27 protein-coding genes are annotated in these 23,114 nt (G+C 69.5%); 17 read left to right on the forward strand and 10 right to left on the reverse strand.

Going from position 1 to position 23,114, the window contains the following annotated elements; all coding sequences use genetic code 11:
• Positions 1 to 26: 26 nt before the first annotated feature.
• Positions 27 to 875, reverse strand: coding sequence for a helix-turn-helix transcriptional regulator (locus NDR87_RS33105; RefSeq protein WP_251917888.1), 849 nt, complete (start codon positions 873 to 875; stop codon positions 27 to 29).
• Between the two features lie 138 nt (positions 876 to 1,013).
• Here NDR87_RS33105 and NDR87_RS33110 point away from each other — a divergent pair, with 138 nt between their 5' ends.
• The 4 genes from NDR87_RS33110 (at position 1,014) to NDR87_RS33125 (ending at position 6,302) form a co-directional block, all read left to right on the forward strand.
• Entirely contained in the window at positions 1,014 to 1,793 is a 780-nt protein-coding gene (locus NDR87_RS33110; protein ID WP_251917887.1) for an NAD(P)H-dependent oxidoreductase, read from the forward strand.
• Positions 1,794 to 2,082: 289 nt separating this feature from the next.
• Positions 2,083 to 3,141 carry a phenylalanine--tRNA ligase subunit alpha gene (pheS, locus tag NDR87_RS33115; RefSeq protein ID WP_251917886.1) on the forward strand — a complete coding sequence of 353 codons (1,059 nt, stop codon included), beginning with the start codon at positions 2,083 to 2,085 and terminating at the stop codon, positions 3,139 to 3,141.
• A 30-nt stretch (positions 3,142 to 3,171) separates the two neighbouring features.
• Positions 3,172 to 5,673 (forward strand): phenylalanine--tRNA ligase subunit beta, encoded by a 2,502-nt coding sequence (pheT, locus tag NDR87_RS33120; protein ID WP_251917885.1) that lies wholly within the window; start codon positions 3,172 to 3,174, stop codon positions 5,671 to 5,673.
• A 389-nt stretch (positions 5,674 to 6,062) separates the two neighbouring features.
• Positions 6,063 to 6,302, forward strand: coding sequence for a hypothetical protein (locus NDR87_RS33125; RefSeq protein WP_251917884.1), 240 nt, complete (start codon positions 6,063 to 6,065; stop codon positions 6,300 to 6,302).
• A 14-nt stretch (positions 6,303 to 6,316) separates the two neighbouring features.
• Here the strand turns inward: NDR87_RS33125 and NDR87_RS33130 are convergent, their stop codons facing one another.
• The gene (locus tag NDR87_RS33130) at positions 6,317 to 6,721 is read right to left on the reverse strand and encodes a VOC family protein (RefSeq protein WP_251917883.1); all 405 of its coding nucleotides are present in this window, start codon (positions 6,719 to 6,721) and stop codon (positions 6,317 to 6,319) included.
• Positions 6,722 to 7,115: 394 nt separating this feature from the next.
• Complete coding sequence (locus tag NDR87_RS33135) at positions 7,116 to 7,466, reverse strand: PepSY domain-containing protein (protein WP_251917882.1); 351 nt, start codon at positions 7,464 to 7,466, stop codon at positions 7,116 to 7,118.
• A gap of 119 nt (positions 7,467 to 7,585) precedes the next feature.
• Between NDR87_RS33135 and NDR87_RS33140 the strand changes: the two genes are divergently transcribed.
• The gene (locus NDR87_RS33140) at positions 7,586 to 8,263 is read left to right on the forward strand and encodes a response regulator transcription factor (RefSeq protein ID WP_251917881.1); all 678 of its coding nucleotides are present in this window, start codon (positions 7,586 to 7,588) and stop codon (positions 8,261 to 8,263) included.
• 28 nt (positions 8,264 to 8,291) lie between these two features.
• The gene (locus NDR87_RS33145) at positions 8,292 to 9,722 is read left to right on the forward strand and encodes a HAMP domain-containing sensor histidine kinase (RefSeq protein ID WP_251917880.1); all 1,431 of its coding nucleotides are present in this window, start codon (positions 8,292 to 8,294) and stop codon (positions 9,720 to 9,722) included.
• A gap of 9 nt (positions 9,723 to 9,731) precedes the next feature.
• Here NDR87_RS33145 and NDR87_RS33150 read toward each other — a convergent pair whose 3' ends face one another.
• Positions 9,732 to 10,139, reverse strand: a complete 408-nt coding sequence (locus NDR87_RS33150) for a DUF6463 family protein (RefSeq protein WP_251917879.1) — start codon at positions 10,137 to 10,139, stop codon at positions 9,732 to 9,734.
• A 93-nt stretch (positions 10,140 to 10,232) separates the two neighbouring features.
• On the opposite strand from NDR87_RS33150, the gene NDR87_RS33155 reads away from it, so the two are divergent.
• Positions 10,233 to 10,793, forward strand: a complete 561-nt coding sequence (locus tag NDR87_RS33155; protein ID WP_251917878.1) for a TetR/AcrR family transcriptional regulator — start codon at positions 10,233 to 10,235, stop codon at positions 10,791 to 10,793.
• Here NDR87_RS33155 and NDR87_RS33160 read toward each other — a convergent pair.
• On the reverse strand, positions 10,715 to 11,956 hold the full coding sequence (locus NDR87_RS33160; protein ID WP_251917877.1) for an MFS transporter: 1,242 nt from the start codon (positions 11,954 to 11,956) through the stop codon (positions 10,715 to 10,717). The genes NDR87_RS33155 and NDR87_RS33160 overlap by 79 nt on opposite strands.
• Positions 11,957 to 12,039: 83 nt before the next feature.
• Between NDR87_RS33160 and NDR87_RS33165 the strand changes: the two genes are divergently transcribed.
• Positions 12,040 to 12,531 carry a helix-turn-helix domain-containing protein gene (locus tag NDR87_RS33165; protein WP_251917876.1) on the forward strand — a complete coding sequence of 164 codons (492 nt, stop codon included), beginning with the start codon at positions 12,040 to 12,042 and terminating at the stop codon, positions 12,529 to 12,531.
• Here NDR87_RS33165 and NDR87_RS33170 read toward each other — a convergent pair.
• Positions 12,455 to 13,375, reverse strand: a complete 921-nt coding sequence (locus NDR87_RS33170) for an ATP-grasp domain-containing protein (protein ID WP_251917875.1) — start codon at positions 13,373 to 13,375, stop codon at positions 12,455 to 12,457. The genes NDR87_RS33165 and NDR87_RS33170 overlap by 77 nt on opposite strands.
• Before the next feature lie 65 nt (positions 13,376 to 13,440).
• Here NDR87_RS33170 and NDR87_RS33175 point away from each other — a divergent pair, with 65 nt between their 5' ends.
• Entirely contained in the window at positions 13,441 to 13,722 is a 282-nt protein-coding gene (locus NDR87_RS33175; RefSeq protein ID WP_251917872.1) for a hypothetical protein, read from the forward strand.
• A 281-nt stretch (positions 13,723 to 14,003) separates the two neighbouring features.
• Positions 14,004 to 15,872, forward strand: a complete 1,869-nt coding sequence (locus NDR87_RS33180) for a Xaa-Pro dipeptidyl-peptidase (protein ID WP_251917870.1) — start codon at positions 14,004 to 14,006, stop codon at positions 15,870 to 15,872.
• 4 nt (positions 15,873 to 15,876) lie between these two features.
• Here NDR87_RS33180 and NDR87_RS33185 read toward each other — a convergent pair whose 3' ends face one another.
• The gene (locus NDR87_RS33185; protein WP_251917869.1) at positions 15,877 to 16,698 is read right to left on the reverse strand and encodes a hydrolase; all 822 of its coding nucleotides are present in this window, start codon (positions 16,696 to 16,698) and stop codon (positions 15,877 to 15,879) included.
• A 163-nt stretch (positions 16,699 to 16,861) separates the two neighbouring features.
• Between NDR87_RS33185 and NDR87_RS33190 the strand changes: the two genes are divergently transcribed.
• Positions 16,862 to 17,029 carry a hypothetical protein gene (locus tag NDR87_RS33190; protein WP_251917867.1) on the forward strand — a complete coding sequence of 56 codons (168 nt, stop codon included), beginning with the start codon at positions 16,862 to 16,864 and terminating at the stop codon, positions 17,027 to 17,029.
• 15 nt (positions 17,030 to 17,044) lie between these two features.
• A complete protein-coding gene (locus NDR87_RS33195) occupies positions 17,045 to 17,389 on the forward strand; it encodes an MmcQ/YjbR family DNA-binding protein (RefSeq protein WP_251917866.1) in 345 nt (114 codons plus the stop codon).
• Positions 17,390 to 17,396: 7 nt separating this feature from the next.
• On the opposite strand, the gene NDR87_RS33200 is transcribed toward NDR87_RS33195, so the two are convergent.
• Positions 17,397 to 17,891 (reverse strand): MarR family winged helix-turn-helix transcriptional regulator, encoded by a 495-nt coding sequence (locus tag NDR87_RS33200; protein WP_251917865.1) that lies wholly within the window; start codon positions 17,889 to 17,891, stop codon positions 17,397 to 17,399.
• A 74-nt stretch (positions 17,892 to 17,965) separates the two neighbouring features.
• Here NDR87_RS33200 and NDR87_RS33205 point away from each other — a divergent pair, with 74 nt between their 5' ends.
• From NDR87_RS33205 to NDR87_RS33225, 5 genes are all read left to right on the forward strand, one after another.
• The gene (locus NDR87_RS33205) at positions 17,966 to 18,901 is read left to right on the forward strand and encodes an NAD(P)/FAD-dependent oxidoreductase (RefSeq protein WP_251917863.1); all 936 of its coding nucleotides are present in this window, start codon (positions 17,966 to 17,968) and stop codon (positions 18,899 to 18,901) included.
• A gap of 138 nt (positions 18,902 to 19,039) precedes the next feature.
• Complete coding sequence (locus NDR87_RS33210) at positions 19,040 to 19,600, forward strand: phospholipase D-like domain-containing protein (RefSeq protein WP_251917861.1); 561 nt, start codon at positions 19,040 to 19,042, stop codon at positions 19,598 to 19,600.
• 10 nt (positions 19,601 to 19,610) lie between these two features.
• Positions 19,611 to 20,375, forward strand: coding sequence for an alpha/beta hydrolase (locus NDR87_RS33215; protein WP_251917860.1), 765 nt, complete (start codon positions 19,611 to 19,613; stop codon positions 20,373 to 20,375).
• A gap of 9 nt (positions 20,376 to 20,384) precedes the next feature.
• Entirely contained in the window at positions 20,385 to 20,876 is a 492-nt protein-coding gene (locus NDR87_RS33220; protein ID WP_251917859.1) for a hypothetical protein, read from the forward strand.
• Positions 20,877 to 20,910: 34 nt separating this feature from the next.
• Positions 20,911 to 21,933 (forward strand): hypothetical protein, encoded by a 1,023-nt coding sequence (locus NDR87_RS33225; RefSeq protein ID WP_251917858.1) that lies wholly within the window; start codon positions 20,911 to 20,913, stop codon positions 21,931 to 21,933.
• 9 nt (positions 21,934 to 21,942) lie between these two features.
• Here the strand turns inward: NDR87_RS33225 and NDR87_RS33230 are convergent, their stop codons facing one another.
• The gene (locus NDR87_RS33230) at positions 21,943 to 22,347 is read right to left on the reverse strand and encodes a RidA family protein (RefSeq protein ID WP_251917856.1); all 405 of its coding nucleotides are present in this window, start codon (positions 22,345 to 22,347) and stop codon (positions 21,943 to 21,945) included.
• Entirely contained in the window at positions 22,340 to 23,113 is a 774-nt protein-coding gene (locus NDR87_RS33235) for an IclR family transcriptional regulator (RefSeq protein WP_251917854.1), read from the reverse strand. The genes NDR87_RS33230 and NDR87_RS33235 overlap by 8 nt, the downstream gene beginning before the upstream one ends.
• Between the last annotated feature and the right edge of the window lies 1 nt (position 23,114).

Genomic DNA, 23,114 nt, shown 5'->3' on the forward strand with positions numbered 1-23,114 from the left:
TTTTCACCGCCGCGAGTGGAGATGCGTTATTCGCGGATCCGCGTGTCGACGGGGGACTGCGCGTCAGCGCTGGCCGCTCCCAGACCCGCGAGTAGGCGCAGCCCGTCCTCGGCGGGACTGCCGGGGAGCGCGGACAGCACCAGCAGTTCCATCCCCGATTCGTCCGGTAGGGCGAAGTTCTCCTGATGCAGTTCCAGTACGCCGACCAGCGGATGCCGAAAGGTCTTGCGGCCGTGGGTGCGAGCGCGCACGTCCGCGCGCGCCCAGAGACGGCGGAAACGATCGCTGCCCATCGCGAGTTCGCCGATGAGCGAGGCCAGGCCGGGATCCTCGGGGTATTTGCCCGCGGCCAGGCGCAGATGGCCGACCATGTCCAGGGTGCAGTGCTCCCACTCCGCGTACAGGCCGCGCTCGGCTTCCTCGAGGAAGAGGTGCCGAGCGGTGTTCAGGCCCGGCATGGCCCGGCCGTAGAGGAGTCCGGCGAGGCGGTTTCCGGCGAGCACGTCCAGGCGGTGGTTCATGATCAACGCGGGCGCCTCGGCCACCAGGTCGAGCACGCGCAGCAGCTCCGGGCGGACGCGGCCGCCCGGCGCCTTCGGGCGGCGGTGCCGCTGCCGGGCGAGCCGGTAGAGGTGGCCCCGTTCGGTCTCGTCGAGGCGTAGGACGCGGGCGAGTGCGTCGAGGACCTGCTCGGACGGTTCGGTCGCGCGGCCCTGCTCGAGGCGCACGTAGTAGTCGACGCTGACGCCGGACAGATGCGCGACCTCCTCGCGGCGCAGCCCTTCGACCCGGCGGTACCGGTCGGTGGGAATGCCGACGCTGGCCGGATCGACCCGGGAACGCCGAGTCCGCAGGAAGCCCGCGAGATCGTCCATGGCACAAGTATTGCCGCGGCGCCGGGCACGAGGGTGGTCCTGTCGTTACCAGGAAGTCCCGTCCGATGGACGAGCGGCCCCTGAACGCCGGGCGCGACGGCGCCCAGGATCGAGGGCATCCGATCCGAAGGAGTTCGCATGAAGACGCTCATCGTCTACGCCCACCCGGAGCCGAAGTCGCTCAACGGCTCGCTGAAGGACCTCGCGGTGTCCACGCTGGAGCGCGCCGGGCATCAGGTGCGGGTGAGCGACCTGTACGCGATGAACTGGAAAGCGGTCGTGGACGCCGCGGACTACGGCCCCGACGCCTCGAACCCGCTGCGGGTCGCCCGGGACTCGGGCCGGGCCTTCGACGCCGGGACGCTCACCCCGGACGTCCGCGCCGAGCAGGACAAGCTGCTGTGGGCCGACACGATCATCTTCCAGTTCCCGCTGTGGTGGTACACGATGCCCGCGATCCTCAAGGGCTGGGTGGATCGGGTGTTCACCTACCACTTCGCCTACGGCGTCGGCGAGCACAGCGCCGACAAGTACGGCGAGCGCTTCGGCGAAGGCACCCTCACGGGCCGCAGGGCGCTGCTGTCGGTGACCATCGGCGGCCCGCAGTCGCACTACTCGGCGCGCGGAATCAACGGTCCCATCGACGATCTGCTGTTCCCGATCCAGCACGGCATCCTCTACTACCCGGGCATCGAGGTGCTGCCGCCGTTCGTGCGCTACGGCGCCGACCGGATGACCGACGCGGACTACGCGGACGTCGCCAAGGCATGGAAGGAGCGCCTGCTCACCCTGCAGTCGACCGAGCCGATCCCGTTCCGACGGCAGAACTTCGGTGACTACGAGATCCCCGCGCTGCAGCTGAAGGAGGGACTCGAACTTGTGGGGCGCACCGGTTTCGGGCTGCATGTGCGGCGGTGAGGAGGGCGTATCTGCCGAGACGCCGCATCATGTTCGCCGTCAGCGATTGCGTCGGTGTGGACCGCGGGTCGGCGACCAGGCCGCAGGCGTCCGCCGTGCCCGTGACGGCGGTCACCGAGAAGCCGAGTGCTCCCGGCGACTCCCGACCAGCGCGTTCCGACCGTACGGGCGTGAGCAGCGGAAATCTCGGTGAAGCGGCCTGGTCGCATCGCCTACGATGCGACCAGCGACAATATGGGACGGGCAACCGCCCGCGAGACCCGGAGCAGCAGGGGAGAGACGAAGCATCGTGGCCGAGGACAACGCAGCCGAACAGAACGAGGCCCTGAGCGAGGAATCGCTCTCGGCCGCGGCCGAAGCGGCGGAGAAGGCGTTCGCCGCGGCCGCCGACCTGGACGCGCTCGCGGCGGCCAAGACCGAGCACATGGGCGGCAAATCGCCCATCTCGCTGGCCCAGCGTTCGCTCGGCACTCTGCCCAAGGAGCAGAAGGCCGACGCCGGGAAGCGGGTGAACGTCGCTCGCGCCCGGGTGACCGACGCCTACCAGGCCCGACAGGCGCAGCTGCAGGCCGAGCGCGATGCGGCGGTGCTGGTCGCCGAGGCGATCGATGTCACGCTGCCCGCGCGGCGGCAGGCGGTCGGCGCGCGGCATCCGATCACCGTGCTCTCGGAGCGGATCGCCGACGTCTTCGTCGCGATGGGCTGGGAGGTCGCCGAGGGGCCCGAGGTCGAGACCGAGCACTTCAACTTCGATGCGCTGAACTTCCTGCCCGATCATCCGGCGCGCACCATGCAGGACACCTTCCACGTCGCGCCGGAGGGTTCGCGCCAGGTGCTGCGCACCCACACCTCCCCGGTGCAGGTGCGCTCGCTGCTCGAGCGCGAACTGCCGGTCTATGTGGTGTGCCCGGGGCGCACCTTCCGCACCGACGAGCTGGACGCCACCCACACCCCGGTGTTCTCCCAGGTCGAGGGCCTGGCCGTGGACAAGGGCCTGACCATGGCGCATCTCAAGGGCACCCTGGACGCGTTCGCGCGGGCGCTGTTCGGGCCGGATACCCGAACCCGCATGCGCCCCAGCTTCTTTCCGTTCACCGAGCCCTCCGCGGAGGTCGACGTCTGGTTCCCGGACAAGAAGGGCGGGGCCGGGTGGGTCGAGTGGGGCGGCTGCGGCATGGTGAATCCGCGCGTGCTCATCGCCAGCGGCATCGACCCGGAGGTGTACAGCGGCTTCGCGTTCGGCATGGGTCTGGAGCGCACCCTGCAGTTCCGCAACGGCATTCCGGATATGCGCGACATCGTCGAGGGCGACGTGCGTTTCACGCTGCCGTTCGGCATCCAGTCCTGACCGTCTCTACACGAGGAAGCGAAACGTCAAGTGCGAGTAGCGCAGTCCTGGCTGGCCGAAATCCTGCGGCGCACCACGCCCGAGTGGGCGGTGACGCCGGAGGAGCTCGACGCCGGGTTCATCCGGGTCGGTCTCGAGGTCGAGGAGATCGCGACCCTTGAGCGGGTCGGCGGTGACATCGAGCAGCCGCTGGTGGTCGGCCGCGTCGCCGAGATCACCGAGCTGACCGAGTTCAAGAAGCCGATCCGGTTCTGCAGGGTGGACATCGGCAAGCCCGACTTGCAGGAAATCATCTGCGGCGCGACCAATTTCGGGGTCGGCGACCTGGTCGTGGTGGTGCTGCCGGGCGGCGTGCTGCCGGGCGGTTTCAAGATCACTTCGCGAAAGACCTACGGGCACACCTCCAACGGCATGATCTGCTCGGTCGCCGAGCTGGGCATCGGTAAGGACCACTCGGGCATCCTGGTGCTCGAGCCGGGCACCGCCGAGCCGGGCGCCGACGCCAACGAGCTGCTCGGGCTCGGCGACACCGTCGTGGAGCTGGCCATCACCCCCGACCGTGGCTACGCCTTCTCGGTGCGCGGCCTGGCGCGCGAGCTGGCCTGCGGCTTCGATCTGGAGTACGCCGATCCGGCCGTGCGCACGCTGCCCGACGCCGAGGCCGACGCGTGGTCGATTCGACTGGAGCCGGAGTCGCTGTGCACGCGGTTCGCGGTGCGCAAGGTGACCGGCATCGACCCGAATGCGGTGAGCCCGTGGTGGTTGCAGCGACGGCTGCTGCTGTCGGGGGTCCGCCCGATCTCGCCCGCGGTCGACGTCACCAACTACGTCATGCTCGAGCTCGGCCAGCCGCTGCACGCATTCGATGCCTCGAAGCTCAACGGCGGCTTGGTGGTTCGCCGCGCCAACAAGGGCGAGACGCTGCGCACGCTCGACGATGTGGAGCGCACGCTCGACGCCGAGGACGTGGTGATCGCCGACGAGTCCGGGGTGATCTCGCTGGCCGGTGTGATGGGCGGGGCGACCACCGAGGTCGGCGGCGACTCCACCGAGATCCTGCTCGAGGCCGCGACCTGGAACCCGGTGGCCGTCGCGCGCACCGTGCGCCGCCACAAGCTGCCCTCGGAGGCGGCCAAGCGCTACGAGCGGGTCGTGGATCCGGAGCTCAATGTCGTCGCACTCGATCGGGCGGCCACACTGCTGGCCGAGATCGCCGGGGGCACAGTCGAATCCGTGCTGACCGACGTCCGGGTGCCGACGCCGGGTCCGCAGCCGATCCGCATCGACATCGACCTGGCCGACCGCACGGCCGGGGTGAGCTATCCGACCGGAACCTCCGCGCGCCGACTGGCCCAGATCGGCTGCGCGGTCGAGGTGGGGGTCAGCGACTCCGGGCACGGACAGCTGGTGGTCACCCCGCCGAGCTGGCGGCCCGATCTGGCCCAGCCCGCCGATCTGGTGGAGGAGGTGCTGCGGCTCGAGGGGCTGGACAAGATCCCGTCGGTGCTGCCGACCGCCCCGGCCGGTCGCGGGCTCAGCCCGACCCAGCGCCGCCGCCGCGCGGTGAGCCGCGCACTGGCCTTCGCCGGGACGGTCGAGGTGCCGATCTCACTGTTCATGCCCGGCAATGCCTTCGACGCCTGGGGTCTGGACGAGGACGATCCGCGCCGCCACAGCCTGCGCGTGCTCAACCCGCTGGATGTGGAGCGCGCGGAGCTGGCGACCACGCTGCTGCCCGGGCTGCTGGAGGTGGCCGCCCGCAATATCTCACGGGGCGAGCGCGATCTGGCGCTCTACGGCATCGCCCAGGTGGTGCTGCCCACCCCGACGACCGGTCCCGTGGAACCGCTGGCGGTGGACCGGCGGCCGAGCGCCGAACAGGTCGCGGCGCTGCTGAATTCGCTGCCCGCGCAGCCGGTGCACGTCGCGGCCGTGCTGGCCGGGCGGCGCGATCCGCGCGGTCCGTGGGGGCCGGGCCGTCCGGCCGAGGCGGGGGATGCCTTCGCCCTGGTCGACGCGATCGCCGACGCCGCCGCAGTGACCATCGAGCGCCGGGCGGGCGCGTACCTGCCCTGGCATCCGGGGCGCTGCGCCGAACTGGTCGTGGACGGCGCGGTCGTCGGCCACGCCGGCGAGCTGCATCCGGCGGTGTTGGAGCGATCCGGCCTGCCCCCGCGCACCTGCGCCCTCGAACTCGACCTGGACGCGCTGCCGCTGCGCGAAATCCGGCTCGCCCCCGCGGTTTCCCCCTTCCCGGCGGTGCTGCAGGACGTGTCGGTGAGTGTGGACCGGGCCGTCCCGGCGGCCTCGGTCGAACAGGCCCTGCGCGCCGGCGCCGGTGCGCTGCTGGAAAGCATCTCGCTGTTCGACGTCTACGAGGGCGCCCAGGCGGGCGAGGGACGCAAATCCCTCACCTACGCCCTGCGCTTCCGTGCCCCCGACCGCACCCTGACCGAGGACGAGGCAAGTGCGGCAAGGGATTGCGCGGTGTCGGCCGCGGCCGAGGCCGTGGGAGCGGTGCTGCGCGGCTGAGTGCGCAACGGTGCGTCCGGCCGAACATGGCTGGGTGCTGTCGCTGGTCGAGCCGCCCTTGTGCACCCGGCTGAAGCCCGCGTCGACTGTGCTGATCGCCGGTGCGGGTGGAGGTCCCGGGCGTCCGCCGTCCACCCGGCCAGTACCGGCCCGGAGGAGTTTCTCCCGGTCGGGACGCCCGAGGAGGTATCGGGCGGATATCACTCCACGCGCTCACCGGTTTTTCCGCATCGACGCGACACCGCCGCGCGTGGCTTCCCGGGATGGTGGAGGGGGATATGCACGATTGTGCGCCGGTGGGCTTCTATCATGGCCTACGCGTATGTACTGCTGAATGGCTTCCAGCTCGGTATCAGTGCTCGTTATCCCGCTCGGAAGGAGCGTTCCCGATGGGCTCTGAACTAGGATCGGCGATTCTCGGTTCCGGCACCGCGATTCTGGGCCTGGGCTCCTCGGCTCTCCCAGCGGTCCTCGGTGTCGGCTCGGCAGCTGTTCCCACGGTCCTCGGCGCGGGCTCGGCAGCGCTCGTCGCCCTGGGAATTCTGACCGGGATCGTGGCAGATGCCGTCGGGATACCGGCGGCCATCGTCTCGATTCTCATCGGGCTGGGGCTGATACCGCGTCCGTGAGGAAATGGGCCCGACTACCGGGCCTCCTGAGCGACGGCCACCTCCTCGACCCGACGGCGGAGCAGGCAGAATTCATTTCCCTCCGGATCGGCCAGGACATGCCAGGACACGTGACCGGTCTGGCCGATGTCGACCTTGCGCGCGCCCGCGGCGAGCAGCCGTTCCAATTCCGCGTCCTGGTCACGGTCGGTGGGGTTCACATCGAAATGCAGGGGCAGTTTCCCGCTCCTCGGATCGGTACTGCGACCGAATATCAGGGTGGGCTGCGGACCGCCGAAGCCGATTCCGGGCGGGCCGATCTCCAGGTGGGTGTCGCCCTCCCAGCCGAGTTCGACGTAGCCGAGGACCTCGCACCAGAAGTCCGCCATCCGCTGCGGGTCGGCACAATCGATGACCAGTTCGGTGATCCTGCAAGCCATGCGCGCGACATTACGTGAGCGAGGACGTGCCGAACAACGGTTCCCGGTCTCCCACGCATCCGTGGAGCGCAACGGATCTCGCTGTGCCGCGGCGGAGCGGGACACCGACCGTTCACTTGGAATTTCCGAGCGGAAATAAATCCGGGCCTCGCGCGGCGGCGAATGACTCTGTGACCGGGCGGTGAGAGGGGATGCACCGCAACGGGTTTGGTTCCCGGCGAAGGGAGGTGCAAACATGGGACTGTCCGAAGGTCTGCCGATGGCGCCCATCGATGTCGTATCCGGCCGCGGTGGCGTCCTCGGCAGGCTGTTATGACCCCGGAATCGGAGCGGATATACGCGCGAGCGGCTGCCTCCGTCGCGACGGTGACGGAGGCAGCCGCGGCCGCGGTGGTCAGTCGTCGTCCTGCTCGACCGACAGCACCGTGCCGTTGCCCGCGTCGACGCGCACCTCGTACTCGACACCCTGCTGGTTGCGGACGTCGACCTCCCACACCGTGGCGCCGTGATCGTGGTCCAGGTCGGTGCCCTCCACCGTGGCGCCGGGCACGGCCTGGCGTGCCGCGTCCTCGGCCTGCTGGGTGCTGACCGTCGGATTCGCGAGGCGCTCATAGCCCGGCAGGCGCGATGCGACGGTGCCGTCCGCCGACGACGCGGCGGCCAGCGCGACACCGCCGCCGACGAGGACGGCGGCGGCCGTTCCGGTCACGAGCAGTCCGGCGCGGTGACGGCGAATGAAAGCCATGGTGAATCCTCCTGTGACGGTGAACTTTCGACTACGTTCACCACCCTGGCAGGACGTGGCTGAAGCCCTGCTGAAGACACCTGAAACGCGCTTCAGGAACGATCTGTCAGGCTGAGGGGATGCGTCTGCTGATCGTGGAGGACGAGAAGCGGCTCGCCGACACCCTGGCAAAGGGGTTGGCGGCCGAGGGTTTCGCCGTGGACGCGGTCCACGACGGCGCCGACGGGTTGCATCGCGCGAGCACCGGCGACTACGACCTGATCATCCTCGATGTCATGTTGCCGAAGATGAACGGCTACCGCGTCTGTGCGACGCTACGCGCCGCGGGCCACGAGACGCCGATCCTGATGCTCACCGCCAAGGACGGCGAATACGACGAGGCCGAGGGATTGGACACCGGCGCCGACGACTATCTGAGCAAGCCGTTCTCCTACGTGGTGCTGCTCGCCCGCATTCGCGCCCTGCTGCGCCGTCGCACGCGCGGCGGCGTCCCGTCGCTGCGGGTCGGCGATCTGACCGTCGAGCCCGGTACGCACACCTGCCGCCGTGGCGATCGGGAGGTGAGCCTGACCGCGAAGGAGTTCGCGGTGCTGGAGCACCTTGCCGTGCACGCCGGGCAGATCGTGTCGAAGGCCGATATCCTGCACCACGTCTGGGACTTCGCCTACGACGGCGATCCGAATATCGTCGAGGTCTACATCAGCGCGCTGCGCCGCAAGATCGATACCCCGTTCGGGCGGCGGTCGATTCGCACGGTGCGCGGCGCCGGTTATCTGCTGGCCGCCGACCATGGCTGATCGGCGGCGATGGCGATGGTGGAGTTCGGTGCGGGCCCGCACCACGGCGCTGGCCACGGCCGTCGTCGCGGCCGCGCTGGTGGCCGCCGGAATCGCCGTGCTGACGGTGTTGCGGCACAACCTGGTCGACAGCGCGAGCCTGCAGGCGGAGATGACCGCGCATGATGTGGCCGCGCAGATCGCGGTCGGCACCGAGCTGTCGAATCTGAAGCTGCCCGACGCGGACAGTCAACCGGTGCAGGTGGTTTCGTCCGCGGGGAAGGTGCTGGCCGCCGACGATGATCTGCGCGACCTGCCGCCGATGGCCGATTTCGCCTCGGCGGGAACCGGTTCCGTGCGCGCGATCGAGGACGACGACGATGACGATCCGGCGATTCGCGGCCTGTCCACCACCGCGACCACTTTCGGCGATGTGCGGCTGTCGATCGACCACGACGGCACCCGCGCCGACTCCTATCGCGTGGCCGCCATCGGCATGACCACCCCGCGCGGCCAGGACGTGACGATCTACTCCGGCGCCTCGCTCGCCACCGCCGACCGGGCGGTCGCCGGGGTCCGTGATGCCATGCTGATCGGCCTGGGACCGCTGCTCGCCCTGGTGGCGATGGTGACCTGGCTGGTGACCCGCCGCGCCCTGCGGCCGGTGGAGGCGATCCGCAGCGAACTGGCCGAGATCATGGGCGGCGATCTGTCCCGCCGGGTGCCCGAACCGGCCGCCCGCGACGAAATCGCCCGCCTGGCCCGCACGACCAACAGCACCCTCGCCGCCCTGGAGGCTGCCGCGGACCGGCAGCGCCGTTTCATCGCCGACGCCGCCCACGAACTGCGCAGTCCCATCGCCAGCCTGCGCACCCAGCTCGAGGTCGCACACGCCTACCCGCGGCTGCTCGCCCTGGATGGCCTCATCGGAGACACCGTGCGGCTCGAACATCTGGCCGCGGATCTGCTGCTGCTGGCCCGCCTCGACGCGGGCGAACAAGCTCGACGTGAGCCCGTGGACCTGGTCGCGGTGGTCCGCGACGAACTCGCCCGCCGAGCCGGTGATCGCCATCCGGTCCGGGCCGCGCTGCCCGATGCGCCGGTCACCGTGGCGGGCAGCCGGATTCAGCTCGGTCGCGTGGTGACCAATTTGGTCGACAATGCCCAACGGCACGCGGCGGCGACCGTGCGGATCGCGGTGCGGGGCGGTGCGGGCCGGGCGATCCTGGAGGTCGCCGACGACGGTCCGGGGGTTCCGGTCGCCGATCGGGATCGGATCTTCCAGCGTTTCGTCCGCCTCGACGATGCTCGCAGCCGCGACGACGGCGGCGCGGGCCTGGGGCTTGCCATCGTTCACGACGTCGTCGAACGTCATGGCGGCGTTATCCGTGTCGACGACGATGCGCTCGGTGGGGCGCGATTCACCGTCACTTTGCCCACCGGGGACGCGACCGATGCCGCGTCCCAGCGTCTTTCGTGACGGCGGCGGTCACGAGGCGGTCTGCGCGGCGCCGGAGCGCGGCGCGGAATCGGCGCGGCGGGCGCCGATCAGCAGCAGGACGGTCGCGAGCAGGAAGACCGGCCAGGGGGTGAACGCGAGGACGATGGCGTCGATCACGGTCCAGGCCAGCAGCGTCCACGCGATGAACGACGGTGGGGTGATGCCGCGACGGTCCAGCCACAGCACGGTCACGCCGAGTACGGTGAGCGGCACGCCGAAGCTGGCCATCGACAGCCAGTACGCGCTGTTCGCGGGGCTCATCGCGGCGAGGTCGTCGTTCCACAGCTCGCCGCTGAACCAGGCCCCGGCGTGGCGCGCGGCGCCCTCGACGGTCAGCGCGCCGACCGTGTGCATGACCCCGCACAGGGTGATGATCCAGCCAGCCCACTTGATCATGGGCCCTCCCTCGATTCCTGATATACGGTGGCGTATAGGACGGAGTCTAGCGCTGATATACGGTGGCGTATAGAAGGAAAGAGGAGGCGCAGCGTGGGCGTGGCCCGCACTCCACGCCGGACGTGGATCGAGCAGGGACTGCGGACATTGGCCGCGAGCGGGGTGGACGCGGTTCGGGTGGAGGTCCTGGCCAAGGCGCTGGGGGTGACCAAGGGCGGGTTCTACGGCTACTTCGCCGATCGCGACGCGCTGTTGGAAGCGATGCTGGACACCTGGGAGCGCGAGAGCATCGACGAGGTGCTCGACCGCGTCGAATCCGAGGACGATCCGCGGGCGAGAATACTGCTCGCCAGCCAATTGCCCGGGTGGGACCGGTTGCTGGCCATCGATCTGGCGATCCGCGACTGGGCCCGGCGCGACGAGTCGGTGGCCGCGCGGCTGCGCCGGGTGGACGATCGGCGAATGGGCTGGCTGCGCGAGACATTCGCCGCCTGCTGTGCGGATCCGGACGAGGTCGAGGCCCGCAGCCTGCTCGCATTCTGTCTCGCCATCGGCAATCAGCTCCTGGCCGCCGGTCACGACGGCAGCACCCGGGACGAGGTGCTCGCCCGGGCGTCGGCCATCGTGCTCGGGGCGAGTGGAGATTGTTGCTGAGTCCGGTCGCCGCGGGTCAGGCCCCACAGTGTCAGTGCGGCAAGGGAATACGCCGCGCCTGCCCAGCAGGAGGCGGGCCAGCCCCAGTTGCTGTATGTCCAGGTGGTCGTGAGCGCGCCGAGGGCGGAGCCGAGCGAGTAGCAGGCCATGTAGGCGCCGATGACGCTGCTCGCGCGGTCGGGATGTGCCACGGTCAGCAGGTGCTGACTGCTGACCTGGACTGCCTGGACGGCGAAGTCGAGCCCGACGATGCCGAGGACGAGTAACCACAGACTGGTTTCGGCCCGGCCGATGAGCAGCCAGGAGGCGGTGAGCAGGGCCAGTGCCGAACCGGTGATCGCCTGTGCGTGACCGGAATCGGCCCAGCGGCCCGCGCGGGCCGCGCCGAGCGCTCCGGCGAGGCCCGCCAAACCGAACAGCCCGATCTGGGTGGTGCCGAGGTGCCAGGGCGCGGCGCCGAGGGGGAGGGCGAGCCCGCTCCAGAGGGTTCCGAAGGAGGCGAACAGGAACAAGGCGATCAGACCGCGGCTCTGGAACAGCCGATCCGTGCGCGCCAGCCGGCCCATCGAGGTCAGCACCTGCGCGTACCGTGCGCCGGAAGTTCTGGGATCGGGGTCGAGCACCACACGGGCGAGAAGGGCCAGGGCCGTGCAGAATACGGCGAGCGCCGCGTACCCGGCCCGCCAGTCGACAATGTCGCCCAGCACGCCCGCCAGGACGCGGACGCCGAGGATGCCGATGACGACACCGGAGGTGACCGCACCGATATTGCGGCCCCGCTCGCCGGGCGCGGAGACGGCGGCGACATAGGCGACGCTCACCTGAACCACGACCGCGAACAGACCGGCGACCGCCAGTCCCGCAATGGCGACGGCCCCGTTCGGGGCGGCGGCCGTGACCGCGGCCCCCGCGGCGGTGAGCAACAGATGAATCGTGATGAGCCGACGGCGATTCAGCACGTCGCCGAGCGGGACCAGCAGAACCAGACCGGCGAAGTATCCGATCTGCCCGGCGGCCACCAGCCCGCCCAGCCACCCCCGACCCAAACCCAGATCGGCACCCGCCGCTGCCAGTACCGGCTGAATCGCATAGATCGTCGACACGGCCACCGCGCATACCAGCGCCAGGACGAACCGCTGCGACCTCGAAACCCCTGTCGCCATCACGCCTCCCAATAAGTAGCAAAATGCAACCATTCGAGCGTAGGCAATAATGGTTTCAGATTGCAACCCAACGAGGGAGGCTCATGACCACGACGCCCGCTCCCGGCCGCGCCTGGACCGACCCCACCTGCCCCGTCGCGCGAACCGTCGACCTCGTGGGCGACCGCTGGAGCCTGCTGATCGTGCGCGACGCCATGGACGGCGCGGCCACCTTCACCGAATTCCAGCAGCGCCTCGGCATCGCCCGAAACATCCTCACCGACCGCCTGCGCCGCCTCGTCGACCACGGCATCCTCACCACCAGCACCAACCCCGGCGGCAAGCGGCACAGCTACGAACTCACCGAGGCGGGGCGCGATCTGTTCACCGTGGTCGTGGCGTTGCGCCAATGGGGTGAACGTCATGCCTTCGCCGACAACGAATCCCATTCGGTACTCGTCGATCGTGACGGGCGGCCGGTCGCGCGATTGCGCGCTGAAGATCGTCGGGGCAAGCCTGTCACCGCAGCGACGACCCGAGTCCGCAGGGTGGGGGACGGCGACGATTCGCTTCGGGCGCGTCGAGCAGAGCCCTGATGATCGGCCCCGGTTCCATGCCGCCGGGCAGGTCGGATACCTGGCCGTCGCCGACCTCCACGACCCGCCAGACACCGTCCGCGCGCAAGGCGAGATCCGTTGTGAGGAAACGGGTATCGAGTTCGACGACGCGTTCGGCGACGGCGTCCAACGGGGGAGCGGGACATTCGGTCGGGGTATCCGGGTGGGCGGTGACCAGCACTGGCGCTCCATCCAGCCACCACACCCTTGCCTCGGCCGCCCTGGTGGCGCCGAAGGGTTCGTAGGACCGCAGCACGATTCCGCCGGCGAGATGGTCGCCCTGTTCGGCGAGGAACGCGGTGACGACTCGGTGCAGGTGGGTGGTGTCGGCGAGGTCGGGGATGTAGCAGGCGGTCTCCCAGGCGTGCTTGGCCGATTTGACGTAGTCCTTGACGATGCCGGGGCCGTTGCCGAGTGGGGCTGCCAGGGTGGCGAGGGTGGCTGGGTCGGGGATGTGGCCCGGTGGGGTGGGCAGCCATCGGCTCGCGGGGGTCACGGCCGCGAATGTCTCGTACCAGCCCGGTAATTCGTGTGCTGTGCGATATGCCGTGGCGTGGGTCAGCAGGGGTGTTCCGCGTGCCGCGAGGGCCTCGGCGAGCGCCGCGTAGGCGCGCGAGGGGATCATCCAGCCGCGGTACCAGGCAGGACCGAGGTCGCGGGGGACGTTCCGGACGGCGGCCGCGGCGTCGCCGGTCAGCAGCAGGTCGTGGTCGATGAGGCCGATGGTCGCGCCGAGGCGTTGGGCCGCGGCGGTTTCGGGGGCGAAGTGGGGATCGGTGCGTCGCGGTTGGAGCGGATCGGCGCAGGACAGCAGGCTGGGCATGGGGCCATCATCCCCGTCGTGCGGTGTATTGACTTCCGTCGGCGTGGGGGTCGACAGTTGGGTTCGTGGGAGTCGTGGCGGAGGAGCTCGATGTCGCGCCGGGCGAGGAGTTCGAGTCGGTGGGGGTGGTCGAGATGGCGTTGAGTCCGATGGGGGCCGGGGACATTCACGGGGTGATCGATGAGATCGCCCGTGTGGCAGCGGATATGGGAGGCGAGTACTTCCACGTGACCGATTCGCTGGGGCAGACCATCACGGCGGTGGTGTATCGCCGCAGGCGACTCGATACCCCTATCGGCCTCCTCGGACGGCTGCGACGGCGCCGAGGGGATGCGGCTGGGCGGTAGCAGGGCTGATCTTGCCGGGGCGTTGTGGGCGGTCACGACGTTGCGGCGGGAGCCGCCGGAAGGTTGCCGATGCGTGAAACGCACCGAAGCAGAGATCATGTCGCCCGCGTTACCCAATCTTGTTGTGCCCCTGTTCTTATCGAATAGCCATCCTGCCGGTCGGATTCGGGTCATTACCGGTGGATATGCCCTCTACCATTGGTTTTCCCGGGCAATTCCGTTGGGCCAGTGCGATTTTCGCTGCCCGCGGGATCTTGGTGAACGGGCCTCAGGAGGGAATCATGGCATCCAGTCGGCGACAATCACAGCGGGTCGTGCTGTTCGCCGCGGCCGCGGCACTGCTGCTGTCCGGCGGCACCGCGGTCGCGGCCCCACCATCGGCCGAACCCAGCTTCTCCGGCGGCGAGGCGCAGCCGGTGTTCAATGCGGCCGAGGCCGTGCGGGAGGACGTCTGGGTGCGCGCGCCCATCGACAGCGACCGCGACGGTAAGGACGACGAGGTGCACGTGCAGGTCGTGCGCCCGGCCGGGGCCAAGGGCAAGCTGCCGGTCGTCTACCAGGCCAGCCCGTACTTCTCCGGCGGTAACGACGTCGCCAACCACAACGTCGACGTCGAGCTCTACGTGCCGCCGGGGGCGCGCGACCCCCGCTCGGCGCTACCGCCCGGCCTGCCGCCGGGGCCGATGCGCGGCCGCGCGACCGAGGAGCTCGCGACCGCCGGAATCACCCTGCGCGAGGGCCGGATCACCTGGCAGTACGAGGACTACTTCCTGTCCCGCGGCTTCGCGGTGATGTACGGCGAGTCGCTGGGCACCGGTAAGTCCACCGGCTGCCCGACCTCCGGCGGGCGCAACGAGACCGTCGGCTCCAAGGCGCCGATCGACTGGCTCAACGGCCGCGCGCAGGCGCGCGACGCCCAGGGCAAGCCGGTCGCGGCCCGCTGGGCCACCGGCAAGGTCGGCATGATGGGCGTGTCCTACAACGGAACCCTGCCCATCGCCGTGGCCAGCACCGGCGTCCAGGGCCTCGAGGCGATCGTGCCGATCGGCGCGATCAGCAACTGGTACGACTACTACCGGGCCAACGGCGCGGTGGTCGCGCCCGGCACCTACCAGGGCGAGGACACCGACGTGCTCGCGAAGTACGTCTACACCCGCGCCGACCGCAATATCTGCAAGCCGATCATCGATGAGCTCGAGCGCAAACAGGATCGGGTCACCGGCGACTACGGGCCGTTCTGGGACGAGCGCAACTACCTCAACGAGGTCGGCAAGGTACGCGCGGCGGTGCTCTCGGTACACGGCCTCAACGACTTCAACGTCAAGACCCTGCAGGCCACGCAGTGGTACCAGGCGGTAACGAAAGCCAATGTGCCGCACAAGATCTGGCTGCACCAATCGGGTCACACCGATCCGATCGGGCTGCGCAAGCAGGAGTGGCTGCGCACGGTGAACCGGTGGTTCTCCCGATACCTGCTGGGCCAGAACAACGGCATCGACCTCGAACCGAGGTCGACGGTCCAGCGTGAGGACAAGTCCTGGGTGGACGAGGCGGACTGGCCCGCACCGGGAACCATGACCGCCACCACGATCTTCCAGCCCGGCGGCCGTCAGACCGGCGGTCTGGTCCCGGGCGGCCCGATGGGTGTCGGCGCGGTCAGCGAGAGCCTCGACGACGACGCGACCAAGCTCGCCTCCCAACTCGTCGCGGCTCAGAGCTCACCGAATCGCCTGGCGTACCTGTCCAAGGCCGCCAAGACCCCGCTGCGAGTGAGCGGGACGGTCGAGGTCAACCTGGGCGTTGCGTTCAAGCGTCAGGCCGCGAATGTGACCGCCCTGCTGGTGGATCGGGCTCCCGACGGCAGCTCCCGCATCGTCACCCGCGGCTGGACCGATCCGCAGAACCGCGACGCGATCGACAAGACCACACCGATCAAACCCGGTGAGGAATACCGGATCAACGTCAAGATGCAGCCGCACGATTACGTGCTGGCCAAGGGGCACCGCCTCGGCATCGTGATCCTGTCCAGCGACAACGAGTACACCCTGCGGCCCAAGCCCGGCCCCGGCTTCACGGTGAACCTGGGCACCACCCGGGTGGCGCTGCCGATCGTGGGCGGTCAGCCCGCGCTGAATGCCGCGATCGGATAGCCGATCAGATCAGATGGTCGAATTCGCCGCTCACCCAGCGGATATGGCGGGTGGCGGCGGATTCGACCGTTTGTTTCGCGTCGTGGTCGAGGGTGTCGCCGCCGAGGGTGTAGAGGCGGTCGTAGTCGTAGGAGGCCAGGGTGTCGACGATGCGGCGGACGGCGGTGGGGGACAGCGGAACGTGGCGGGGGACATTGCGCTGGAAGGAGACCCAGTTCGGGTCGAGGCAGCCCGCGATGGTGTCGCCGCTGAGCAGTGTGCCGTCGGGGGTGCGGGCGACGCAGCTGCCGCGCATGTGGCCGCCGGTGTGGATCAGCTCCAGGCCGGGCAGCGGTTCGGCGTGGCCGGTCCAGAATCGGACCACCGGGTCGGGCCGGGGCAGCCATTCCCGATCGAGCTCGTTCACCAGCACCGGAACGCGGCCGAAGGCGTGGCTCCAGGTGATCTGGGCGGCGAACATGTGGGGGTGGCTGGTGGCGATTGCCGCGATGCCGCCGAGTTCGCCGACCAGCCCGGCGATTTCGTCGTCCAGGTAGGCGGGCGGGTCCCACAGCAGGTTGCCGTGCGGGGTCTGCACGAGGAAGGACCAGTGGCCGATGGCCAGACGGGGTTCGCGGCGCAGGCTGTGCACGCCGCGGCCGTGGTCGCGATGGACGATGCGATGCGGTTGTCGGGCGAGCTCCGCATGGGTCGTCCAGCGGCCGTGCGGGCCGAGGTCGCCGCGTTCCTCGTCGCCGACGGCCGCACTGGCGAGCACGCAGTGCGGCGGTGGCGCGGCCGAATCCGGATGTTCCAGTCCGCAGCCGTCACATATCCAGGTGGTCATGATCGGATTCTGGAACCTCGAGTGGGCTCGAGGTCAACCGCGTCGGATCCGATAACGATTCGGCGGCGGCACGGTGAGCGGATGGGTAAAGTGGTTCGATCCGGGTGGCCGCCTGGGAATTCAACTGGCACAACCCCTTCGACGCGAGCCCGAGGAGGACGCCATGAAAGAGCCGGTCTGCATCGATTGCTGGCGGCGCGACAACCTCACCTTCGCGCAGCGACTGGACCCGGCGTTCGTCACCCCGGGCCCGGTGCACCGCTGCGCGATTCACCGCTCCCTGCACGACGATCTGCGCGGCGGACCCGGCCCCGCGCCGGTGGCCGCGTAGCCGAAAGGCCCGGCGATGATCACCGTCGACGATGTGCGTCGGGTAGCGCTGTCGCTGCCCCGCTCGTACGAGGCGGTCGTCGCCGACCGCATCAAGTTCCGCGTCGGGCGCATCGTCTATGTGGCCTTCTCCCGGGACGAGACGGTCATGGGCTTCGCCTATCCCAAGGCCGAACGCGCCGCGCTGATCGCCGCCGAGCCGGACACCTTCCACCTCCCCCGCCCCTCGGACCTGCGCTACAACTGGGTCGACTGCTGGACCAACGCCCTCGACGAGCCACGCGTGCGCGAACTCGTCGTCGACGCCTGGCGCATGGTCGTCCCGAAGTTCCTGCACGACCATCCGAGCACCGGCGGGTGAGGCGGGGTCAGTCGAGAGCGCCTTCCATCGAGCGCGCCAGCACCTCGAGCGCCTCGAGCACCCGGGGCCGATCGGCGCCCAGACCGGTGAACAGCGCCCCGTGGGCCTGTAGTTCGCGGGGAAATACGTCATCGATCAGCCGGATGCCCGCGGGGGTCATGCGCAGCAGAGCCGAGCGGCGGTCGTCGGGGTTGGGGGTGCGGGAGATGAGGCCGCGGCGTTCGAGTTTGGCGAGGGTCTTGCCGACCCCCGCCCGGGTCATGTTCAGATGTTCGGCCAGGCGGATGGCGGTGAGCGGTTCGTCGGCGTAGCGGAGCGGGACCAGGAGGCCGACCTCGGCGCTGGTGAGATCGGCAGTGGCGTAGAGGGTTTCGACGGCGAGATCGAGCAGCGCGGAGATGCGTTTGATCTGGGCGACCAAGCGCATGGGGGAGGTGTCCAGGGTGGGGTTGTGGGCGGCCCAGCGTTGGCAGGTCAGGTCGCGCAGGGTGGGGTCGGTCATCGCCCTCCTTTTGTTAACTGGTTTACAAAAATGCTAGCCTGCGTCGCCAAGTCGAAGAGCAGTGGGGAGCAATCATGGTGGAGTACGAGGTCGTCGTGATCGGCGGCGGCGCGGCCGGGCTGAGTGCCGCGACGGTGCTGGCTCGGGCGCGGCGGCTGGTGGTGGTGATCGATGCCGGGTCGCCGCGCAACGGTCCGGCGCGACATCTGCACGGCTATCTCTCGCGCGACGGGATGGATCCGGCGCGGCTGCTGACCGTCGGGCGCGCGGAGCTGGCCGCCTACGGCGGTGAGTTGCGTTGTGCGCGAGTGCGTTCCATCGAGCGGTGTGCGGGTGGGTTCGAGGTGCGATGCGAGGGGGCGGCGGATGTGACGGCGCGCGCGGTGGTGGTGGCCACCGGTTTGCGCGACGAGCTGCCGCCGATTCCCGGTGTTCGCGAACGGTGGGGTGCGGACGTGGTGCACTGCCCGTACTGCCACGGATACGAGGTCCGCGATCGTCCGATCGGCGTGCTCGGCGGCGAGAACCGGCCGTTCACCCTCCATCAGGCCGCGCTGGTGCGGCAATGGTCGGCCGATGTGCTCTTCTTTCCCGATCGGATCGTGCTGACCGGGGAGGAGCGAGCTCGCCTGGACGCGCGGGGTGTTCGGATCGTCGACGGCGCGGTGGCGCGGCTGGTCGGCGAGGGCGGACGGCTGCACGGGGTCGAACTCGCCGACGGTTCGGTCGTGCCTCGGTCGACGGTGTTCGTCGGTCCCCGGTTCATTCCACGGGACCGGCTGCTCACGGCGCTGGGTTGCCAAGTGGGCGAGGGCGGTTGGGTGCGGGTCGACGGTGCGGGGCGGACCAGTGTGGATGGGGTGTGGGCCGTGGGGAATGTCGCCGATTCCGCGGCGCAGGTGATCGGTGCGGCGGCGGGTGGATCGCGGGCCGGGATCGATGTGAACCATTATCTGCTGGAGCGGGAGGTGCGACTCGCGATGGGCGAGCTGAGCGAAGCGGGACGGTAGCTGAACTAGGCTGCGGGCGTGTTGATTCTCGCGTTGGGGCGCGGGATGGTCGCCGCTGTGCTGGCTCGATCCGGCCCGTGAGCCCGCGATCGGCATCGGCTACCTGTGATAGCGAATGGCTCGCTGTAACGTGCTGCCATGAGCTTCGTCATCGACGGTTCGTGCACCTGCTATCTCATGCCGGGCGACCACGACGAGGCCCGGCAGCGCTTTCTCGAGCTGGTCGCCGGGCCGGGCGAGACCTGGATCATCGCCTACGGCTTCACGCTGCCCGGCGCGATCGATGCGCTGGTCGCCGCGCATCGCGACGGCGTTCGACTGCATCTGTATCTCGATCACACCCAATCGACCGGGGCGACCGAGCGGCCGCTGGTGCGGCGGCTGGTCGAGGCCGGGGTCGAGGTGACCATCGGGACCAGTACCAGCGGGGCCAAATACATCTGCCACACCAAGGGTTTCGTCACCGACGCCGCATCCGGGCCGCAGTGCTGGGAGGGATCGGTGAACTTCAGCACCAGCGGCTGGCTGCAGGTCAATACCGCCATGCAGTTCTCCTCGCAGACCTGGCGCGATCACTTCGTCGCGCAGTTCAACACGCTGGTCGCCTACGCCTGGCGGGAGGAACGCAAGTTGCAGCTCATGCCCGCGCCGCCCGCGGGCTTCGCCACGGACGCGCCGACCCTGCCGCTGTCGGTGTAGGAAGAAGACCATGCGACATCCGGCCGAACCGATCCTCAACGCGTTGACCTTCCTGCCCGAGCGGCGGATCCTGCTGACGCCGCGGGAGTACGGGCTGGACTACGAGGACCTGTATTTCACCGCCGCCGACGGCATCCGGATCAACGGCTGGTTCGTGCGGGCCCCGAAGCCGGTGGCGCACATCCTGTTCGCGCACGGCAACGCGGGCAATATCGGCGACCGGTCGGTGGTGCTGGCGCTGCTGGCCGCGGCGGGGCTGGACGTACTGATCTTCGACTACCGCGGCTACGGCCGCAGCGCGGGGCGCCCGAGCGAACGCGGCGCCTATCTCGATGCCCGCGCCGCTCGCGCGGCGCTGCTCGACCGGCCCGGGGTCGACCCCGAGCGGGTGCTGTACCTGGGCAAGTCGCTCGGAGGCGGAGTGATGATCGAACTGGCCACCGCCCATCCGCCCGCCGGGCTGATTCTCATGTCCACCTTCACCGGGCTGCGCGACGCCGCCCGCGCGGTCTATCCGTTCCTGCCGAAACCCTTCGTGCCCAATGCCTTTCCCAGTCTGCGCCGGATTCGCTCGGTGCACGTGCCGACGCTGATCATGCACGGCGACAACGACGAACTGCTGCCGGTGCGGATGGGGGAACGGCTCTACGAGGCGGCCCCGGGGCCCAAGGAGCTGAAGATCTACCCCGGTGGTGGGCACAACGACCTGGTGCTCTCCCCGGCCTGGGCCGAGACCGTCGCGCAGTGGGCGCGTTCGGTGCTGCCCGATGCGTAGCCTGGAAACATGTCTGATGTCAGCGATCTCGCGGCGCTGGTGGCGGCCCTGCGCGACGAGGATCTGCTCGCGGTCGTGGTGACCGCCACCACCGGGCGGCCCGGGCTCGAGCGGTTGCATCTGGTCGCCGTCGAACTATCCGCGCATGCCGGTCATGCCACCCTGGAGCCGGATGTGAGTTCGGCCACGGGCGTCTCGAACCTGTCCGCGCCCGAGCCGTCCGTGCCCACGTCCGGGCAGGTCGCGCCCGGTTCCGGCATACCGGTACCGCCGACGGGTATCGGCGGGGCCGGGGAGTACACCTCCGGCGGAGTCCCTACTTTCGAGTCAGTTCGCGATAAGGTCGAGCAGCGCTTCGGTACCGCACAGGGGATGGGCGAACTCGATCGGCAGACACCGGCGGGCCGCAGTGCCGAGGAACAGTGGCAGGCGCGGGAGAAGGCCGCGCGCGACCGGCTGGACGAGATTCGGAATTCGATGCGCCGCACCGATTCCGGCTAGGACGGCGGTCCGGATGAACTGAGGGTGGAACTCGATGACCGAGCCGCGGGAAATCGCCGAGCGACTGCTCGATGCCCAGGTGGACTTCCTCCTCGCGGAGGTGTCCGGCGAGCGCTTCGCCGAGGTGGTGGCCCGCGACGTGGCGGCGGTGATCGACGTGGCCGACAGCATCGTCTTCCGCGATGTGGTCACCGTCGAGCAGGCCAAGCAGACCGTCCGCAAGCTGGTCGACCGCGGTGGTGACAGTCCGCTGCTGGCCGAACTGCTCGGCGTGCTGTCCGACGCGCTCTATCAGCACATTGCCGCCAACGAGGACTACACCCTCGGCGATGTGGTCGACCGCGAACCCGTCGAGGCGCTGCTGGCGAAGATCCTGTCCATGCACGCCACCCAGGAGCGGCTGCTGGATCGTCTCAGCGAGGCGCCCACCGCGGGACCGGTCGCCGCCAAGTTCACCGATATGCTCATCGACGACATCCTCGAGGCGAACAAGAAGCTCGCGGGCAAGGTGCCGGGGGTGAACTCGCTGATGACCCTCGGGCAGTCCGCGGTGAAGACGGCGCGCAAGGCCGCCGAGGGCAGCCGGGTCGGCGACCTCGCCGCCAAGGGCACGCTGTATGCGCTCAAACGAGTGACCAACGCGATCCGCGAAACCCTGCGCGAGGCGCCCGTACACGGTGCGGCCATGGAGTTCTGGGATCTGCACTCCGGGGAGCCGGTCGCCGGACTGCGCGACTACCTCACCCAGGCCGAGCTGCGCGAGCTGGTGCTGCTGGTCCACGAGATCGTCCGGACCACCCGCAACAAGGAATACGTCGGCCTGCTGCTCGACGAGTCGGTGGAGGTCTTCTTCACCAAGTACGGCGACCACACCCTCGCCGCCCTGCTGCCCGAACTGGCGATCACTCCCGACGACATCGCCGAGGAGATCCTGCGCTACGGCCCGGCCGTCGTCGAGGCCGCCAAGCGAAACGGCGTGCTGGCCAAGCTGATCCGCGAGCGGCTCGAGCCGTTCTACACCTCGGAGCAGGTGCTGGGAATTCTCGCCGACGCCTGAGCGAAGCGCTCAGTCCGCTATCGCGAGCGCGTCGATCTCCACCAGCATCTCCTCGCGGGGCAATCCGGTGAAAACCGTGGTGCGGCTGGGCAGGACGCCACTGGCGGTATAGGCCTCGACGAATTTGCCGTAGGCCTCGTTCATGATCGGGAAGTCCTCGCGCTTGGTGAGGTAGACGCGCAGCATCACCACGTCCTCGAAGCTGGCCCCGGCCGCCTCGACGATGGCCTTGACATTCTCGAGGGTGCGGGTGGTCTGGGCGGCGACGTCGCCGGGGTGGAGGTATTCGCCGGTGGCCGGGTCGACCGGGCCCTGGCCGGAGACCTGGATGAACGGGCCCTTGCGGACGCCCTGGGAGAAGGTGTGGGCGGGCGCGGGGGCGTCGGAGGTGCGGACGGCGATCTTCTCAGTCATGGAATGCCTTTCGGGGATCGGGGGCCGGGCTCCAGCCCAGCGCGGTGGAGATGGCCTCGGTGGTGGCGCGCAGGCGGGGCAGCAGAGCCAGGACCTGCTCGTGGTCGAGGAGCATGTCGGGGACCGAGACCGATACGGCCGCGACGACCGTGCCGGTGCCGTTGCGGACGGGTACGGCGACGCAGTTGACGAAGCTCTCGTGTTCCTCGTGGTCCTCGGCGAAGCCCTGGGCGGCAACGGTTTCCAGCTCGGCCACATAGCGTTCGGGACCGCGGATGGTGCGCTCGGTGAAGGGGTGGTAGTCGATCTTCTCGGCGATGGTGCGCCATTGCCCGCGCGGCTGCGCGGCGACCAGCACCTTGCCGACGGCGGTGCAGTGCAGCGGCGCGGGCCGCCCGACGCGCGAGTACATCCGTACGCTCTGGGTGGCGTCGAGCTTGTCGATGTAGACGGCCTCGCCGGATTCGTAGGTGGCCAGGTGGACGGTCTGCCCGGTGGCGGCGTTGAGCGCCTCGAGGTGCGGGCGGGCGACGGTGCGCACGTCGCGCCGCTCCAGCGAGCGGTTGGCCAGCTCGAACAGCCGGGCGCCGAGGGTGTATCGATGATCGTTGCCGTGGGTGACGAACCGCTGCGCCTCCATGGTCTGCAACAGGCGCAGCACGGTCGACTTGTGCACGCCCAGCCGGGTGGCCAACTGATCGAGTGTTCTGGCGTCCTCGCCGAGTTCGGTGAGGATGATCAAGGCCCGCTGCAGGCTCTGACTCATG

The sequence above is a fragment of the Nocardia sp. CDC159 genome, from assembly GCF_023740735.1.
Classification (GTDB): Bacteria; Actinomycetota; Actinomycetes; order Mycobacteriales; family Mycobacteriaceae; genus Nocardia; species Nocardia pulmonis.

What these genes read in the sequence shown, in the direction of transcription:
- NDR87_RS33135 (WP_251917882.1), bottom strand. Translation starts at nt 7,466, where the DNA reads ATGGCTTTCATTCGCCGTCACCGCGCCGGACTGCTCGTGACCGGAACG.
- NDR87_RS33220 (WP_251917859.1), top strand. Translation starts at nt 20,385, where the DNA reads ATGTCTGATGTCAGCGATCTCGCGGCGCTGGTGGCGGCCCTGCGCGAC.
- NDR87_RS33110 (WP_251917887.1), top strand. Translation starts at nt 1,014, where the DNA reads ATGAAGACGCTCATCGTCTACGCCCACCCGGAGCCGAAGTCGCTCAAC.
- NDR87_RS33150 (WP_251917879.1), bottom strand. Translation starts at nt 10,139, where the DNA reads ATGATCAAGTGGGCTGGCTGGATCATCACCCTGTGCGGGGTCATGCAC.
- NDR87_RS33165 (WP_251917876.1), top strand. Translation starts at nt 12,040, where the DNA reads ATGACCACGACGCCCGCTCCCGGCCGCGCCTGGACCGACCCCACCTGC.
- NDR87_RS33170 (WP_251917875.1), bottom strand. Translation starts at nt 13,375, where the DNA reads ATGCCCAGCCTGCTGTCCTGCGCCGATCCGCTCCAACCGCGACGCACC.
- NDR87_RS33230 (WP_251917856.1), bottom strand. Translation starts at nt 22,347, where the DNA reads ATGACTGAGAAGATCGCCGTCCGCACCTCCGACGCCCCCGCGCCCGCC.
- NDR87_RS33215 (WP_251917860.1), top strand. Translation starts at nt 19,611, where the DNA reads ATGCGACATCCGGCCGAACCGATCCTCAACGCGTTGACCTTCCTGCCC.
- NDR87_RS33125 (WP_251917884.1), top strand. Translation starts at nt 6,063, where the DNA reads ATGGGCTCTGAACTAGGATCGGCGATTCTCGGTTCCGGCACCGCGATT.
- NDR87_RS33185 (WP_251917869.1), bottom strand. Translation starts at nt 16,698, where the DNA reads ATGACCACCTGGATATGTGACGGCTGCGGACTGGAACATCCGGATTCG.
- NDR87_RS33180 (WP_251917870.1), top strand. Translation starts at nt 14,004, where the DNA reads ATGGCATCCAGTCGGCGACAATCACAGCGGGTCGTGCTGTTCGCCGCG.
- NDR87_RS33130 (WP_251917883.1), bottom strand. Translation starts at nt 6,721, where the DNA reads ATGGCTTGCAGGATCACCGAACTGGTCATCGATTGTGCCGACCCGCAG.
- NDR87_RS33190 (WP_251917867.1), top strand. Translation starts at nt 16,862, where the DNA reads ATGAAAGAGCCGGTCTGCATCGATTGCTGGCGGCGCGACAACCTCACC.
- NDR87_RS33200 (WP_251917865.1), bottom strand. Translation starts at nt 17,891, where the DNA reads ATGACCGACCCCACCCTGCGCGACCTGACCTGCCAACGCTGGGCCGCC.
- NDR87_RS33105 (WP_251917888.1), bottom strand. Translation starts at nt 875, where the DNA reads ATGGACGATCTCGCGGGCTTCCTGCGGACTCGGCGTTCCCGGGTCGAT.
- NDR87_RS33235 (WP_251917854.1), bottom strand. Translation starts at nt 23,113, where the DNA reads ATGAGTCAGAGCCTGCAGCGGGCCTTGATCATCCTCACCGAACTCGGC.
- NDR87_RS33205 (WP_251917863.1), top strand. Translation starts at nt 17,966, where the DNA reads ATGGTGGAGTACGAGGTCGTCGTGATCGGCGGCGGCGCGGCCGGGCTG.
- NDR87_RS33210 (WP_251917861.1), top strand. Translation starts at nt 19,040, where the DNA reads ATGAGCTTCGTCATCGACGGTTCGTGCACCTGCTATCTCATGCCGGGC.
- NDR87_RS33140 (WP_251917881.1), top strand. Translation starts at nt 7,586, where the DNA reads ATGCGTCTGCTGATCGTGGAGGACGAGAAGCGGCTCGCCGACACCCTG.
- NDR87_RS33195 (WP_251917866.1), top strand. Translation starts at nt 17,045, where the DNA reads ATGATCACCGTCGACGATGTGCGTCGGGTAGCGCTGTCGCTGCCCCGC.
- NDR87_RS33160 (WP_251917877.1), bottom strand. Translation starts at nt 11,956, where the DNA reads ATGGCGACAGGGGTTTCGAGGTCGCAGCGGTTCGTCCTGGCGCTGGTA.
- NDR87_RS33225 (WP_251917858.1), top strand. Translation starts at nt 20,911, where the DNA reads ATGACCGAGCCGCGGGAAATCGCCGAGCGACTGCTCGATGCCCAGGTG.